This window comes from Micromonospora sp. CA-248089, from assembly GCF_050948515.1.
Classification (GTDB): Bacteria; Actinomycetota; Actinomycetes; order Mycobacteriales; family Micromonosporaceae; genus Micromonospora.
This window is the reverse complement of the sequence record NZ_CP192016.1, coordinates 6,430,106-6,445,014: the sequence shown is the minus strand read 5'-3', so window position 1 is coordinate 6,445,014 and position 14,909 is coordinate 6,430,106. Positions and strand designations below refer to the sequence as shown.

The window sequence follows — 14,909 nt, the reverse complement described above, 5'->3', positions numbered from 1 at the left end:
TACCGGAATTTCTCCGCGCGCGACGGGACGGCGACCCCCGGTGTACGGCAGGATGCCTCACCATGAGCACCCAGTCGCCCGCAGGCATCGATGAGCCCGGCGCGTCCGAGGCGGCGCCGCGATCGGCAGAGACGATCGACCATCCGTCCCGCTCGGACTGGTTCGTCCGCGGCGCCTCCGGACTGATCGGCGGTCCGCTCGGCGACCACGCCGCAGCCCTGGACCGGCCCGCCGGCCGGGAGAGCCGGTTCTGGACCGCCGGCCGGATCGTGCTGGCGCTGGTGTGCCTGACGCTGGCCCTGCACTGGGTGCAGAAGTCGCCCTGCCAGGACGGCGCCTGGCAGAACAACATCCAGTACACCCGGATGTGCTACACCGACGTGCTGGCGCTCTACTACGCCGAAGGGCTCAACGAGGGCAAGGTCCCCTACGCCGACCACCCGGTGGAGTACCCGGTGCTGACCGGCTACTTCATGGGCGCCCTCGGCCTCCCGGTGCACGCCCTCGGCTCCGACAACCCCGCCATCAACCAGGGCCAGTGGTTCTACAACCTGAACGCGCTGGTGCTCGGCGCGCTCGCCGTCGCCACCGTCGCGGTGATCCTCAGCCTGCGCCGACGACGACCCTGGGACGCCGCGTTGTTCGCGCTCTCCCCGGCTCTGGTACTCACCGCCACCGTCAACTGGGACCTGCTCGCCATCGGCCTGGCCGCGTTCGGCCTGCTGGCCTGGGCACGCGCCCGGCCCGACCGGTACGCGCTGCTGCTGCCCGGAGTAGCAGGAGTCCTCATCGGACTGGGCGGCGCGGCCAAGATGTGGCCGCTGTTCCTCCTCGGGCCGATCCTGGTCCTCGCGTTGCGCGCCGGCAAGATGCTGGCCGGGCTCGTCGCCACGGCGACCGCGCTGGTGACGCTCGTGGCGGTGAACCTGCCGGTGGCAATCCCGTACCGGGAGAACTGGGAACGCTTCTTCGACCTGAACACCACGCGCCCCATCGACTGGGGCACGCTCTGGTACATCGGCCGCTACCTGGACGGCCGGATCAGCCCGTCCTCACCCGGCGAACTCGGGCCCTTCGAGTGGCTCAACGCGAACATCCCCACCCTCAACTGGCTGTCGTACCTGCTGTTCGGGCTGGCCTGCCTCGGCGTGGCCGGGCTGGCCCTGCTCGCGCCGCGCCGCCCCCGGCTGGCCCAGCTCGCCTTCCTTGTGGTCGCCGCGTTCCTCATCTTCAGCAAGGTGTGGTCCCAGCAGTTCGTGCTCTGGCTGCTGCCGCTCGCGGTGCTCGCCCGGCCGCGCTGGGGCGCGTTCCTCGCCTGGCAGGTCGCCGAGGTCGGCTACTTCGCCGCCTTCTACGGCGAACTGCTCGGCACGGCCATGTCCCGGCCGGTCTTCCCCGAGGGCGTCTTCGTGCTGGCGTCGAGCCTGCGCCTGATCACCGTGGTGGTGCTCTGCGGGTTCGTCATCCGGGACATCGTGCGGCCCGAACTGGACGTGGTCCGGCACACCTACGCCGACGACCCGGACGGCGGGGTGCTCGACGGCGCACCCGACGCGCCCTGGCATCAGCGCTGGCGGGCACGAGCCGCCGAACGGCCCGCCGAACCCGTTCCGGTGTGACCGAGCCGGTCGTGTTCCGGTCTACAGGCGGAAGACGACCGCCTCGCCGACCTGCTCCCGGGTCACGCCCGGCGCGTCGACCGGCCGGTCGAGCATCCCCTCCCACGGGGTGCCCGCCAGCTCGTCGCGCAACACGACCACGTTCTTCACGCCGATCTGCCGTAGGTAGTCGACGCTCGCGTAGTCCGGGAAGCTGACAGTCGCCTCGCGGATCTGGGCCTGCGAGCGCGGCGTGAAACCGCTGCCGCCGTTCACCATCGGCTGGAACCGGTCGGTGGACCAGAGCATCACCGGCTGGTCGAGGTTCTGGCTGCTCGGCAGCACCAGCATCGGGCCGTCCACGGTCCGCATCGCCGCCGGCTGCAGCGGCACCACCGGCTGCGGCGTCGCGTTCAGCCCTTCCACGAGCACCAGCGCCAACGGCAGCAGCGTGGCCAGGCGCAGCCACGGGCCCGGCCACGGCGGCACCCGCTCGGCGGCCAGCTCGCGTACGCGCATGCAGAACGCGGTGACCGCGCCGGCCGCGAGCAGGCCCAGCAGCAGCGTGGTCCAGAGCATCATCCGGCCCGGCGTCCGCAACCCGCTCCAGCCCGGCAGGTAGTCGAACAACGGCACGTAGGTGAACCGGCCGCCGAAGAACCGGGTGCCCATCGCCAGCGCCATCGTCACGAGCACCCCGGCGAGCAGGAAGATCCGGTGCCGGACCCGCCAGACCGAGAAGAACAGGCCACCGGCGGCGAGCGCGTAGAGCACGAAGCCCGGCAGCAGCGTCATCTCCGGATGCCAGGGCAGCACGGCGCGGGCGCCCTCGTGCAGCCCGCCCCAGACCCGGGACTCGGCCGGGGCGGTGAAGAACCCGCTCGCCGGTGGCGAGTAGAGCCCGATGTCGCCGAGCGTCCGCTCCGCGTTCGGGTGCAGCTCGGCCACCCTGAAGTAGGGCACCGCCAGCGCCGCGCCCACGGCGGCGAAGGCCAGCCCGCCGAACACGTCGGCCAGGAACAGCCGCCGCCCGAACGGACGCCGCACCCGGCGCCGCCGCACGAACCACAGCACCACCGCGACCAGACCGGTCCCGGCCAGCATGTACGCGAACGGCAGCCCGATGCCGAACCCCAGGCTGAGCTGCCACGCGGCCACCAGCCACCCGGCGAACGCCCAGCCCGCGTGCCGGCGACGCGGCCGGTAGCCGTACCGCAGCGACCAGCCGTGACCCCGGGCCAGCATGGCCAGCGCCAGCGGGATGCCGCCGTTGGAGATGATGTGCAGGTGCCCCGCCTGGGCCAGCAGCCACGGCGCGTAGGCGAAGCTCGCCCCGGCCACCGCGCCGCCGATGCGGCCCGCACCGAGCTGCCGGGCCAGCACGTACGCACCGAACGCGGCGAGCGCGTGCGCCAGCACGAACATGATGTTGTAGCGCAGCACGGCGTGCTCGGGACCGACCCCGATCAGGCCGGCCGGGGCGTACCCGAGGAGCGTGTCGGAGAACGCGAAGCTCCAGTTCTCCGGATAGAACGTGTTCGCGTGCCACAGCATCGCCGGGTCGGTGCGCAGGATGTGGCCGGACCACGCCATCTGCCACGCCTGCAGGCTCGGATCCCAGTAGTCCTGCGGCAGTGTGTGCCGCGGATAGCGCAGCGTCGGCCAGGTCATCGCCGCGGCCAGGGCCAGCGCGGCGACGGCGGCGAGCGTCCACTCGTGCGCCAGGAACCGGCCGACCGTGCGGACGGCCCGGCGGGCCCGGCCGAGCGCCGGCTCCGGCGCGGGGCCGAACGCGGACCAGGGGTCGGCGGGCTCGTCGCCGGCCGTACCCGTTGCGCTCTTGTCCCCGCCCTCGGCCGTGTTCCCTGCCGCCTCGTCCCGGGCCTCGGCCGCCTTTGCGGCGGCCTCGTCCTCGACGGAGCTGCCCCCGGCACTCCCGGCCTCGTCGGAAGAGGGCGCCCCGGCCTTCTCCGTCTCGTCCGGCCGGCTCTGCGCGCCCGTCCCGTCCGGCCGGGGCTCGGCGCCGGGCCGGCGGCCGGTCGTGCCGGACTGCTCGGTCGTCACGCCGCCGCGCCCAGCTGCCCGCGCAGGAACGCGATGTCGGCGGCCTGACCCTCGACGCCGCCGGGGGTCTCCACGATCACCGGTGCGCCGGCCGCGCGGATCACCGCCACCAGAAGCTCCGGGTCGATGGCGCCGCCGGTGAGGTTGTCGTGCCGGTCCTGGCCGGAGTTGAACGCGCCCTTGGAGTTGTTCGCGTGGATCAGGTCGATCCGGCCGGTGATCGCCTTCACGCGGTCGACCAGGCCCAGCAGTTCCTCGCCGCCCGCGTACGCGTGGCAGGTGTCCAGGCAGAAACCGACCTCGTGGTCGCCGAGCGCGTCCCAGAGCCGGGCCAGCGCGTCGAGGTGCCGGGCACAGGCGTTGTCACCGCCGGCGGTGTTCTCGATCAGCACCGGCAGCGGGAAGCCGCCGGAGTCCGCCGCGTACGCGAAGGTCTTGCGCCAGTTGTCGAAGCCGACGGCGACGTCGTGGCCGGCGTTGACGTGGCCGCCGTGCACGATCAGGCCCTTGGCCCCGACGTCCGCCGCGGCGGTGGCGTGGGCGAGCAGCAGCTTGCGGCTGGGGATGCGGATCCGGTTGTTCAGCGTGGCCACATTGATCACGTACGGCGCGTGCACGTAGAGGTCGACGTCGGCGCCGCGCAGGCGCTCGGCGTCCTCGCGCGGCTTCGGGGCCTTCCAGCCCTGCGGGTCGGCCAGGAAGAACTGGACCGCCTCGGCCTGCCGGGCGGCCGCCTCGGCCAGCGGGTCGGTCGGGTCGACGTGGGCTCCGATTCGCATGCAGGGCAGCCTACGTCGCGCCTGCGACGGTCGGCGCGCTCGCGCGAGGCACCCGGCGGGTCGAACGCGTCACCACCCGGCCCGGCGGTCGTTGTCCGAGGTGGGATCGATGGTCGACGCTCCGCCCGCACGTGGTCCACAGCACGGACGGGCGAGGGTGGACCCCCGGTGACGGGACGCCCCGCCGTGCGGCCCGGCACGACGGGGCGGGATCCGCTCGTCGTCCCGGTACGGGAGGTCGGCAGTAGGAGCAATTCCTCCATTTACCCCAAGTGGTGACGAGAGCCATTGTATGGTCATAGCAGGTGACAACACGATAAAGCTCCGCGGGGCGTCTTCGATCCAACCTCATCGGTGTGGTCGTTCCTCCCCAGGTCCCACCCAAGGAATGCGGACGGGACGCCCCGCGGTCCCGTGGACAGGGGTCCACCTGCCGGCTCGCCGGAGGTGGACCCCTGTCGCCGCTCCCGGCTCGCCGGGGCCACCGGCCCGGCCATGATCGTCCGGACCGGCTATCCTGGTCCGGTTGTCCGTGTGTCCGACCGGGTTCCCCCGGCACCGGCCACGGGCGACGACGCACGACCTCCTGCCACGGAAGGACCGTGGCCGCCTAGCCCACAGGAGGTGAGCACGTCTTGCGTCATTATGAAGTCATGGTGATCCTCGATCCCAGCCTCGAGGAGCGCACCGTCGCCCCGTCGCTCGACACGTACCTGAACGTGATCCGGACCGCGGGTGGCTCGGTGGAGAAGACCGACGTGTGGGGCCGTCGGCGCCTCGCGTACGAGATCAACAAGAAGGCCGAGGGCATCTACGCCGTCATCGACCTCCAGGCGACGCCGGAGGCCGTTGGCGAGCTGGACCGTCAGCTCCGACTCAACGAGTCGGTGCTGCGCACCAAGGTCATCCGCCCGGAGATGCGCTGAGCATCTAGACCCGGCACGTCCGGATCACAAGCCTCATCCACGCTGTCGTACGGCTCTGAGAGCCTGTACGGCACAAAGATGAGTGCGCGAGGAGATGGTCATGGCAGGAGACACCACCATCACGGTCATCGGCAACCTGACCGATGACCCCGAGTTGCGATTCACCCCCTCCGGTGCGGCGGTCGCCAAGTTCCGGGTCGCTTCGACGCCCCGCTTCATGGACAAGGCCTCCGGCGAGTGGAAGGACGGCGAGCCGCTGTTCCTCTCGTGCACGGTCTGGCGCCAGGCCGCCGAGAACGTCGCCGAGTCGCTGCAGCGCGGCGCTCGCGTGATCGTGTCCGGCCGGCTGCGCCAGCGGTCGTACGAGACCCGCGAGGGTGAGAAGCGCACCGTCATCGAGCTGGAGGTCGACGAGATCGGCCCGTCGCTGCGCTACGCCACGGCGAAGGTGCAGAAGATGTCCCGCTCCGGTGGCGGTGGCGGCGGCTTCGGTGGTGGTGGCGGCCAGGGCGGCGGCGGAGGCAACTTCGACGACCCCTGGGCCTCTGCTGCCCCCGCCCCCTCCCGCGGTGGTTCGGGCGGCAACTTCGACGAGGAGCCTCCGTTCTAATGGCGCCGAGCGCCCGCGATCGCAAACCAGGAGCACGAGCAATGGCTAAGGCTGCGGCCCTTCGCAAGCCGAAGAAGAAGGTGAACCCGCTCGACAAGGACGGGATCACCTACATCGATTACAAGGACACCGCGCTGCTGCGCAAGTTCATCTCCGACCGCGGCAAGATCCGCGCTCGGCGGGTGACCGGCGTCACCTCGCAGCAGCAGCGGCAGATCGCCCGTGCGGTCAAGAACGCCCGCGAGATGGCGCTCCTGCCGTACACGGCCACGACCCGCTGAGAGGAGGCACGGACATGAAGATCATCCTGACTCAGGAGGTGTCCGGCCTCGGCTCTCCGGGCGACATCGTCGAGGTGAAGGACGGCTTCGGCCGTAACTACCTGCTGCCGCAGGGCTTCGCGATCGCCTGGACCAAGGGCGCGGAGAAGCAGGTCACGGTCATCAAGCGGGCCCGCTCGGCCCGCGAGATCCGCGACCTGGGCCACGCCACCGAGGTCAAGACCCAGGTCGAGGGTCTGAAGGTCAACCTGAAGGCCCGCGCCGGCGACGGCGGGCGGCTCTTCGGCTCGGTCACCCCGGCCGAGATCGTCGACGCCGTCAAGGCCGCCGGCGGCCCGACCCTGGACCGCCGCCGGCTGGAGCTGCCCGGCCACATCAAGGCGCTCGGCTCCTACCCGGTCAGCATCCGGCTGCACCCCGAGGTGACCGCCAAGTTCGACCTGAACGTGGTCAAGGGCTGACACCCGAAGCACGACGCGAAAGGCCCGCACCAGTTCCGGTGCGGGCCTTTTCGTATCCCCGCCGACCCACCGCCGGACTCAGCCGAGCGGATTGCCCGTCACCGCGCTGATCACCACAGTGGACAGCCCGCCACCCACGACCGCCGCCGCCAGTGCCACGGTCGCCGACCGCCACGTCGTCCCGACCTGCCGCAGCAGCACCGCCACCACCAGGCTGCTCACCATCGCCAACCCGAACCGCGGCGCCGCCGACACCAACGAATCCAGCGCGTGCGCACGCTGCGAGTCGCATCCCCCGCCGGTGATGTCCGTGACGCACCCCGCCGGAGGCTGACCACTCAGGAACAGCAGACCGACCACGAGCAGTACCGCCGGCACCAGATAACACGCCGCCGTGTAGACGAGCGGCCGCAACGGACCACCCGGATCCGGGTCCAGCAGGTCGTCTTCCAGCCGGCGGCCCCACGAACCGCCGCCGATCGTCTCCACCCGCCGCCGCAACGTCGACGGCGCGGGTTCCACCGGGCGACGGCGAGGCACCGCACGCGGACGCGGCGCCGAGTACGCCACCGCGGGCGAACGCGGAGCCGTCGACGGCGTCTCCATCCACCGCGGATCGTCACCCGACAGCCGGGTACCGGACCAGAACGCCTCGGCCCGTTCCGGCGACGCCCAGCCCTCCCGTACCGGCGGCGCCGTACGGTCCCACGGGTCGGCCGCCGGGTACCGGTCGTCGGTGTCCCGCACCGGCTCCAGGAAACCGGTGTCCGTGAACCGGTCCCACTCGCCCGTGTGCTCCGTACGGTCCCACCGACCCTCCGCCCGCTCCCAGCGGCTCGCGGGCACCGGTCGGTCCCAGGCGTGCACCCCCGACGCGTCCCACGGATCGACAGCCGGCGGCTCCACCCGTTCACGCTCGGCCGCTCGGCGGCGCTGCCACGGATCCGCACCCGGCCGCGCCGGCTCCGACGGCGCCGCCGCCCGCCCCCAGGCCGGCTCCGACTCGGACGCCCTTGCCCGCCCCCAGGTCGGCTCCGGCTCCACGGCCGGCGACGGCGACCGGCCCGCATCCGCCGCCGGCCACTCCGCATCCGTCCCCGAGCGGGACCACGCGTCGTCCGAGGCGGCCGGCCGCGACCACGAGGATTCCGACCCCGCGGGTGGCGGCCAGGAGGAGGAAGCCGACCGTCGCGGCCGACCCGCCGGCCGTTCGCCGTCCGACCCAACCGGCCCTTCGCCCGAACCCGTCGACTCCGGCAGCCCCGACCAGATCACCTGCGGCCGGCGCGTCGCCGCCCGGCGCGGACGGCTCCGGGGTGCCGCCCCCGACACCGGCACGTCGTCCTCGTCCGCCCGCCGGTTGCCCACGTACCCCCGCTCCTGCGGGGCGTCCATCGTCCACTCGGCGGTGTGGTCCGACAACGGACCCGCACCGATAGCGCGCAGATCCCGCCGGTCGTCGTCGCGCCGGCCGGCCGCCGCCCGCCACCCACCGCCGGACGAGGGCGTCTCCACCTCGTCTTCGTCCGGCGCGGCGTGCCGCCCGCCGCCGTCCGCGCGACTCACACCGGATTCGAGCGCCCAACGGGGAAGGTACGTCTCCACCGGCTCGTCCTGGCCACGTTCGACCGCCCGCCGCCGGCTCGCCGTGCGGTAACCCTCCGGGGCGTACGAGCCGGCCCGGCGCGACCCGGCGGGCTCGTCCCAGGAACCGCTCGGCCGTCGCTCGCGCGGGCTGTCCTCCCCGCTTCCCCAGTCCCGGTGTCTCACGGCCGGAGCGTGACCTCTCTCAACCCGAAAGTAAACCCGCTGTCCCAGGTGTCGCCGTTCGCAGCGATAGTACGGGACGAACGACGACAAAGCTTGGCCGGAAATCTTCCGTCCACAGGGTGGGGAAAGGAAAAGCCCAGGTCAGAGGGGATACGCCCGGAATTCCCCATCACTTTTCCACACCCTGTGCACACCCTGCGCACATGCCTGTCCCCAGACGTCCACAGGTTGTCCCGAGGCTCATCCACCGGCCTTGTTGAGCGGCTGACCTCGGGTTCCGTATCGTGGTCCCCCGACCGCCGGGCGATGACCCCCGATCGACCGGAGGGTCGGCGGAGAGTTGTCATACCCCGGCGATAGAGCTGGACTCGATCCGACGCAGCGAGGGGGGAACCCGTGTCGGTCACCGACGAGACGCGTGCGGAACGGACCGGGGGATCCTCACCCGAGCCGCCGCCGCGCGATGCGCCCTTCGAGAAGACACCACCTCAGGACGTCGCCGCCGAGCAGTGCGTGCTCGGCGGCATGCTGCTCTCCAAGGACGCCATCGCGGACGTCGTGGAGATCCTGAAGACGAACGACTTCTACCGGCCGGTCCACGCCACCATCTTCGACGCGATCCTGGACATCTACGGGCGCGGCGAACCCGCCGACCCGATCACCGTGGCCGCCGCGCTCGCCGACTCCGGCGATCTGGCCCGCATCGGTGGCGCCCCCTACCTGCACACGCTGATCGCCAGCGTGCCCACCGCCGCGAACGCCGCGTACTACGCCCGCATCGTCGGCGAGCGGGCCGTGCTCCGCCGGCTGGTCGAGGCCGGTACCCGGATCGTGCAGCTCGGCTACGGCACCGGCCAGGGCGGCAGCCGCGACGTCGACGACGTCGTCGACCTCGCCCAGCAGGCCGTCTACGAGGTCACCGAGAAGCGAGTCAGCGAGGACTTCGCCGTCCTGGCCGACATGCTCCAGCCGACGCTCGACGAGATCGAGGCGGTCGGCGCCCAGGGCGGGGTGATGACCGGCGTGCCGACCGGGTTCACCGACCTCGACCGCCTGCTCAACGGCCTGCACGCGGGCCAGCTCATCATCGTGGCCGGCCGGCCCGGTCTCGGAAAGGCGCTCGCACTCGACACCCCGCTGCCCACCCCACAGGGCTGGACCACAATGGGTCAGGTGCGCGTCGGCGAGCAGCTCCTCGCCGCGGACGGCACGCCGACGACGATCACCAACGTCTTCGACGTGATGGACGACCGCCCCTGCTACGAGGTCGAGTTCTCCGACGGAAGCGTCATTGTGGCGGACGCCGAGCACCTGTGGAAGACCACCACCCGGGCCAGCCGACGCCAGCCGGAAGCACGCCGGCGGCACCACTGGGCCGAGCCGGCGTTGGCGAAGGTGCGGGAGGCCGAGGCGGCCGCGTCCGCCGCACCGCACCGCCTGGTCACTCTCGCGGAAACCCTGGAACAGGTCGGCCCGGAATTCCGGAACGTGCTCCACACGGTGGCGCAGACGGTGGGTTCCAACGGCCGGGTCGCCCGACCGGTGACCCGGGCCGGCAAGACACGCAACTGGACGGCCCCGGGCTACCCGGTGGGCGCGTTGATCTCCGGCCTCCGTGCACGCGCGGAGCGACCGGTGAACGCCGGCAGTCGCGCCGAGCACGACGGGATCGTCACGACGGCGCAGATCGCGGCCACGCTCCGCACCTCGACGGCCGACCGCCGTCTCAACCACGCCGTGCGGAACTGCGCGCCGCTCCGACTTCCGGAACGCGACCTGGCCGTCCCGCCGTACACCCTCGGGGTGTGGCTCGGCGACGGGCACACCGGGGCCAGCCGCTTCACCACCGCGGACGCCGAAATGGTCCACCTCGTGACCCGGGACGGCTTCCTGGTGCGCCCGAGCGGTCCCATGGTCTACAGCGTGCATCTGCCCACGCCGGCCAGGGCGGTGGACCGCACCTGCGTCGACTGCGGCGGCTCCACTCGTGCCCTGCGGGAGAACCCCGGAACCCGCCGCTGCGCCGAGTGTCACGAGCGCAACGGCTCCTTCCTGGCCCTGCTCCGCCACCTCGGGGTGGCTTACGACAAGCACATTCCGCAGGACTACCTGCGCGCCTCCGAGAACCAGCGCCGGGCGTTGCTCGCCGGTCTCATGGACACCGACGGCACGGTGGCGCCGACCGGGAACCTCCAGTACACGTCCACCTCGCGGCGCTTGATCGACGGCGTGCGGGAACTCGTCGTGAGCCTGGGCTACCGGTGCACCATGACCGAGCGCAAGGTGCGTGGCCGTACCGAGGAGTCGTCGGTCGCGTACACGCTGAACTTCTCCACGCCGGACACGGTCTTCCGGCTGGATCGGAAGCGGACCGCCCATGCGGCCCGACGCCGGACGTCCTCGGACGTCCGCTCCCACTCCCGCTTCATCGTGGACGTCCGTCCGGTGCCGAGCGTTCCGGTGCGCTGCGTGACCGTCGACAATCCCGACCATCTGTATCTGGCGGGCCGCTCGATGATCCCGACGCACAACAGCACGGCGAGCATGGACTTCGCCCGCAACGCGGCGATTCGCGCCAACCAGGCGGCGGCGATCTTCTCGCTGGAAATGAGCAAGGTCGAGATCGTCATGCGGCTCCTCTCGGCCGAGGCACGCGTACCGCTGCACGTGCTGCGGAGCGGGCAGCTCTCCGACGACGACTGGACCAAGCTCGCCCGCTGCATGGGCGAGATCAGCGAGGCGCCGCTCTTCGTCGACGACACGCCGAGCATGAACCTCATGGAGATCCGGGCGAAGGCGCGACGGCTCAAGCAGAGGCACGATCTGAAGCTGATCGTCGTCGACTATCTCCAGCTGATGACCTCGCCGAAGCGCACCGAGAGCCGGCAGCAGGAGGTCGCGGACCTGTCCCGTGGCCTGAAGCTGCTCGCCAAGGAGGTCGAGTGCCCGGTGATCGCGGTGAGTCAGCTGAACCGTGGTCCCGAGCAGCGAACCGACAAAAGACCGCAATTGTCCGACTTGCGTGAATCTGGCTCGATTGAGCAGGATGCGGACGTTGTCATCCTTTTGCACCGCGACGACTACTACGACAAGGAGTCGCCGCGAGCGGGCGAGGCGGACTTCATAGTCGCCAAGCACAGGAATGGGCCGACGGACACGGTGACTGTCGCGGCCCAGCTGCACCTGTCGCGCTTCGTGGACATGGCGATCGTCTGAGCGGCGTCAGCCGAGCAGCGGGAACCAGCCGGCGGCCTCGCCCAGCTCCAGCCGGTCCCGGTCGGTGAGCGGCACCCGCCCGGCGGCCTTCAGCAGGTAGTCGTGGTCGTCCCAACCGGCCGGCCGTACCGCGTCGTCGCTGAGCAGGCCGTCCATCGTGGTCACCGCGACCCGCGTCGGGTCCGCCGCCGGCCGCGGCGCGTCCGGCAGATCCACCACCAGGTCCAGGTGGTGGATGACCGCCTCGGTGGTCAGGGTGGCGAGCAGATGGGGTACGCGCAGCACGTGGCCCTGCGTGGTCACGTACCCGTCGGGGTCCGCGGCGGTGGCCGCGCGGACGGCGGCGGGCGCGGTGTCGGCCCAGAGGCGGACCACGCTCGTGGGCCGGTCGAAGGCGGCGGCGGAGCGGCGTGCCCACCAGGCGTGCCGCGCGCTCGTGTCGTCGTCGCCGGGGGTGAAGGCGCGCCAGTAGCTGACGTCGTCCACGTCGGCCGGCCCGGACGCGGGGCTGGCCAGGGCCACGAGTGCGCGCTGGGCGTCGCAGAGCACGTGGAAGAGCAGGTCGGCGACGACCCAGCCACGACACCGGGTGGGTCGTTGCAGGCCGGCGTCGTCCAGCGGTGTGACCACTGCGGTGATGCCGTCGTACGCCTGGGCCAGCGCCTCGTGCTGCCGGATCGGGCTCATGCCGTGCAGCCTGCCACGGTGGGGCGGGTGCGGCACGGCGACGAGCGCGCCGGGTCGATGCGGTGCACCGGCCCGGCGTGCGCGTGCCCGGCGGTCAGTCGAACAGTTCGCCGAGGAAGCCGTGCTTCTTCTTCCGCCGGTAGTGGCCGTGGTAGCCGTAGTGCTGCTGCTGACTGTGGCCGTACGCGGGCTGCGCGTAGCCGTGGCCGGGCGGCGGCGGAGGAGGGGGCGGGGGGACGGCGCCGTAGCCGGGCTGGTGCGGCGCGGCGGCGGGCGGGGGCGGCGGGGGCGGCGGGTAGCCGGCACCGGACGGGGCGGGCTGCCGGGCGCCGCCGTGCTGCTGGTTCCAGTTGGCCTCGGCATCGAACAGCTTTTCCAGCTCGCCGCGGTCGAGGAAGATGCCCCGGCATTCGCCGCACTGGTCGATGACTACTCCGCTGCGCTCGTACTGGCGCATTTCTCCGCGGCACTTGGGACAGGTCATCTGCATGACAACGACGGTACCGGGTGTTTTCACGCGGTGGCGGTCAGCGCCTGCGTGACCTCGTCGTCGGAGACCTCGTGGAAGTCCTCGTAGTACCCGCCGACGGCGGCGAAGTCGTGCGGGAGTTGGCAGCTCACGACCGTGTCGGCCGCGGCGGCGAGCATGTCGTACGCCTGCTCGGAACCGACGGGGACGGCGACCAGGACGCGGGTGGCGCCGAGGTGGCGGGCGACCTGGACGGCGGCGCGGGCGGTGGCGCCGGTGGCGAGTCCGTCGTCGACGATGACGGCGGTGCGCCCGGTGAGGTCGAGCGGTGGGCGGCCGCCTCGGTAGCGCCGTTCGCGGCGGTCCAGTTCGGCCTGTTCGCGGCGGCGGACCTGGGCCCTGTCGTTCTCGCTGATCCGGTCGGCGACCATCTCGTTGAGGACCTGCACGCCGCCGGGGCCGAGCGCGCCGTACGCGACCTCGGGCGCCCAGGGCACGCCGAGTTTGCGGACGACGAGCACGTCCAGGGGTGCGCCGAGCCGGTCGGCGACCACCCGGGCGACGGGTACGCCGCCGCGGACCAGGCCGAGCACGAGGACGTCGGGCCGGCCGGCGAGGTCGGCGAGTCGCTCGGCGAGTTCACGTCCCGCCTCGGTCCGGTCGCGGTAGGTGGTCATTCCTCAGGTGTACGCCTTCCGGCCGGGTCGCGCGGGGCGGTTGCCGGGAATGTCGCCCTGTCGTCCGGTCGGGTGAGCGCCAGCGCGGGGGCGAGGACGAGCAGGGCGGCCGGGTAGAGCAGGTAGCCGAAGCGGGTGGAGGGCATCAGCAGGATCGCGGCGAGCAGCCCGTACCCGCAGATGAGGGCCGTGGCGGCGGCGGTGCGGGGCGGGCGGCGCAGCAGCCGGACGGCGATGGCTGCTCCGGCGGCGACGAGCAGCGCGGCGGCGACGGCGCGGCCGGCCGGGAGTGTCTCGGCGATGAGGTGTCCGGGGAAGGGCGACTGGGCGGGGCTGGTGACGAGGCCGTGGCCGAGCGGGAAGCGCAGGACGTTCTCGACGAGGGCGTCGCGGTCGACGAGCAGGACCGGGACCAGGGCGAGGACGGGCAGGCCGACGGCGCCGAGGGCGGTGCGGGTCGCGGACCGGCGGGTGGCGGCCCAGCAGATCAGCACGACGGCGATCGGCCAGGCGAAGAGTTTGAGGGCGCCGGCGGCGCCGACCGCGAGGCCGGCCCGGCCGGGCCGGCCGGCGGCGGCGAGCGCGAGGGCGAGGAGGCAGAGCGCGAGTACGGGGAGGTCGTCGCCGCCGGTGGCGAGGGTGAGCGCGCAGACGGGCAGGACGGTGGCGGCCTGGACGGCGCGCAGGACGGCGGCGTCGCGGCGGGGTGCGTCCGGGCCGCCGCCGGTGCGCAGCGTGGCGACGAGGGCGACGACTGTGAGTGCGGTGACCACGGCGAACCAGACGCGGGAGTCGGTCCACCAGGTGTCCAGGGCGGCGCGGGGCAGCCCGAACAGCGCCATGCCGGGCTGGTACGGGGTGTAGCCGAGGAGTTGTTCGCCGGGTGGCAGGGCAGCGATGGCGTCGGGTCCGAGGTAGGGGGTGCCGTGTTCGGCGAGGCGGGCGCCGGCGTGTTCGACGACGATCACCTCCTCCTGGGCGCGGTCGGTGCGTCCGCCGGCGCGTTCGATGCTCTGCGTGACGACCGGCAGGAGCGCGGTGGCGGCCCAGGTGAGACCGGCGACGGTCCAGCGTGCGGGCAGCCCGGCCAAGGGGGTGCCGGGGTGGCGGCGGCGGGCGAGCAGTTGGGTGGTGGCGGCGAGCGTGGCGAGGGCGTACCCGATGGTGGCGACGGCGCCCCAGGCGCGGTGCGGGGGGAGTGTTGAGGTGGCGGCGGTGATCGCGGCGAAGACGGTGGCGGCGGCGTAGAGGCCCAGGTCGAGGGCGAGGCCGCCGGCGGCGGTGTCGAGTGCCGACCAGCGGCGGGAGACGGGGGTTGCCGGGTCGGCGTGGGCGGTCACGCGGGCCAGTGTGGCAGACCGGCGGGGTGCC

The 14,909-nt window shown here is 72.5% G+C and carries 13 protein-coding genes; 6 read left to right on the top strand and 7 right to left on the bottom strand.

The window, feature by feature from the left end; translation table 11 throughout:
* The first annotated feature begins 62 nt into the window (after positions 1–62).
* A complete protein-coding gene (locus ACQP26_RS30275; protein WP_269703368.1) occupies positions 63–1,619 on the top strand; it encodes a glycosyltransferase family 87 protein in 1,557 nt (518 codons plus the stop codon).
* Between the two features lie 21 nt (positions 1,620–1,640).
* On the opposite strand, the gene ACQP26_RS30270 is transcribed toward ACQP26_RS30275, so the two are convergent.
* Both ACQP26_RS30270 and ACQP26_RS30265 read right to left on the bottom strand, forming a co-directional pair.
* On the bottom strand, positions 1,641–3,662 hold the full coding sequence (locus ACQP26_RS30270; protein ID WP_433494600.1) for a hypothetical protein: 2,022 nt from the start codon (positions 3,660–3,662) through the stop codon (positions 1,641–1,643).
* A complete protein-coding gene (locus tag ACQP26_RS30265) occupies positions 3,659–4,441 on the bottom strand; it encodes a deoxyribonuclease IV (RefSeq protein ID WP_281579467.1) in 783 nt (260 codons plus the stop codon). Before ACQP26_RS30265 ends, ACQP26_RS30270 begins: the two co-directional genes overlap by 4 nt.
* A 635-nt stretch (positions 4,442–5,076) precedes the next feature.
* Between ACQP26_RS30265 and rpsF the strand changes: the two genes are divergently transcribed.
* The 4 genes from rpsF to rplI all read left to right on the top strand — a co-directional run bounded on the left by rpsF (position 5,077) and on the right by rplI (position 6,719).
* Positions 5,077–5,367, top strand: coding sequence for a 30S ribosomal protein S6 (rpsF, locus tag ACQP26_RS30260; RefSeq protein ID WP_013289357.1), 291 nt, complete (start codon positions 5,077–5,079; stop codon positions 5,365–5,367).
* Between the two features lie 82 nt (positions 5,368–5,449).
* Entirely contained in the window at positions 5,450–5,977 is a 528-nt protein-coding gene (locus tag ACQP26_RS30255) for a single-stranded DNA-binding protein (protein WP_018788497.1), read from the top strand.
* A gap of 41 nt (positions 5,978–6,018) precedes the next feature.
* Entirely contained in the window at positions 6,019–6,258 is a 240-nt protein-coding gene (rpsR, locus tag ACQP26_RS30250; RefSeq protein ID WP_013289355.1) for a 30S ribosomal protein S18, read from the top strand.
* Between the two features lie 14 nt (positions 6,259–6,272).
* On the top strand, positions 6,273–6,719 hold the full coding sequence (rplI, locus tag ACQP26_RS30245; RefSeq protein ID WP_018788496.1) for a 50S ribosomal protein L9: 447 nt from the start codon (positions 6,273–6,275) through the stop codon (positions 6,717–6,719).
* 78 nt (positions 6,720–6,797) lie between these two features.
* Here the strand turns inward: rplI and ACQP26_RS30240 are convergent, their stop codons facing one another.
* Entirely contained in the window at positions 6,798–7,625 is an 828-nt protein-coding gene (locus ACQP26_RS30240) for a hypothetical protein (RefSeq protein ID WP_433494599.1), read from the bottom strand.
* Positions 7,626–8,885: 1,260 nt separating this feature from the next.
* Between ACQP26_RS30240 and dnaB the strand changes: the two genes are divergently transcribed.
* Positions 8,886–11,705: a replicative DNA helicase gene (gene dnaB / locus ACQP26_RS30235; protein ID WP_433494598.1), complete on the top strand. Its 2,820-nt coding sequence runs from the start codon at positions 8,886–8,888 to the stop codon at positions 11,703–11,705.
* Positions 11,706–11,711: 6 nt separating this feature from the next.
* On the opposite strand, the gene ACQP26_RS30230 is transcribed toward dnaB, so the two are convergent.
* From ACQP26_RS30230 to ACQP26_RS30215, 4 genes are all read right to left on the bottom strand, one after another.
* Positions 11,712–12,392 carry a maleylpyruvate isomerase N-terminal domain-containing protein gene (locus ACQP26_RS30230; RefSeq protein ID WP_433494597.1) on the bottom strand — a complete coding sequence of 227 codons (681 nt, stop codon included), beginning with the start codon at positions 12,390–12,392 and terminating at the stop codon, positions 11,712–11,714.
* A gap of 94 nt (positions 12,393–12,486) precedes the next feature.
* Positions 12,487–12,882, bottom strand: coding sequence for a zf-TFIIB domain-containing protein (locus tag ACQP26_RS30225; RefSeq protein ID WP_281579470.1), 396 nt, complete (start codon positions 12,880–12,882; stop codon positions 12,487–12,489).
* A gap of 23 nt (positions 12,883–12,905) precedes the next feature.
* The gene (locus ACQP26_RS30220) at positions 12,906–13,538 is read right to left on the bottom strand and encodes a phosphoribosyltransferase (RefSeq protein WP_269703381.1); all 633 of its coding nucleotides are present in this window, start codon (positions 13,536–13,538) and stop codon (positions 12,906–12,908) included.
* Positions 13,535–14,878, bottom strand: a complete 1,344-nt coding sequence (locus tag ACQP26_RS30215) for a glycosyltransferase 87 family protein (protein WP_281579472.1) — start codon at positions 14,876–14,878, stop codon at positions 13,535–13,537. The genes ACQP26_RS30220 and ACQP26_RS30215 overlap by 4 nt, the downstream gene beginning before the upstream one ends.
* Positions 14,879–14,909 lie beyond the last annotated feature (31 nt).

Bases quoted from the DNA above. Each gene is read 5' to 3' on its own strand.
- ACQP26_RS30275 (WP_269703368.1), top strand. From the start codon at position 63: ATGAGCACCCAGTCGCCCGCAGGCATCGATGAGCCCGGCGCGTCCGAG.
- ACQP26_RS30265 (WP_281579467.1), bottom strand. From the start codon at position 4,441: ATGCGAATCGGAGCCCACGTCGACCCGACCGACCCGCTGGCCGAGGCG.
- rpsR (WP_013289355.1), top strand. From the start codon at position 6,019: ATGGCTAAGGCTGCGGCCCTTCGCAAGCCGAAGAAGAAGGTGAACCCG.
- rplI (WP_018788496.1), top strand. From the start codon at position 6,273: ATGAAGATCATCCTGACTCAGGAGGTGTCCGGCCTCGGCTCTCCGGGC.
- ACQP26_RS30230 (WP_433494597.1), bottom strand. From the start codon at position 12,392: ATGAGCCCGATCCGGCAGCACGAGGCGCTGGCCCAGGCGTACGACGGC.
- ACQP26_RS30225 (WP_281579470.1), bottom strand. From the start codon at position 12,882: ATGCAGATGACCTGTCCCAAGTGCCGCGGAGAAATGCGCCAGTACGAG.
- ACQP26_RS30220 (WP_269703381.1), bottom strand. From the start codon at position 13,538: ATGACCACCTACCGCGACCGGACCGAGGCGGGACGTGAACTCGCCGAG.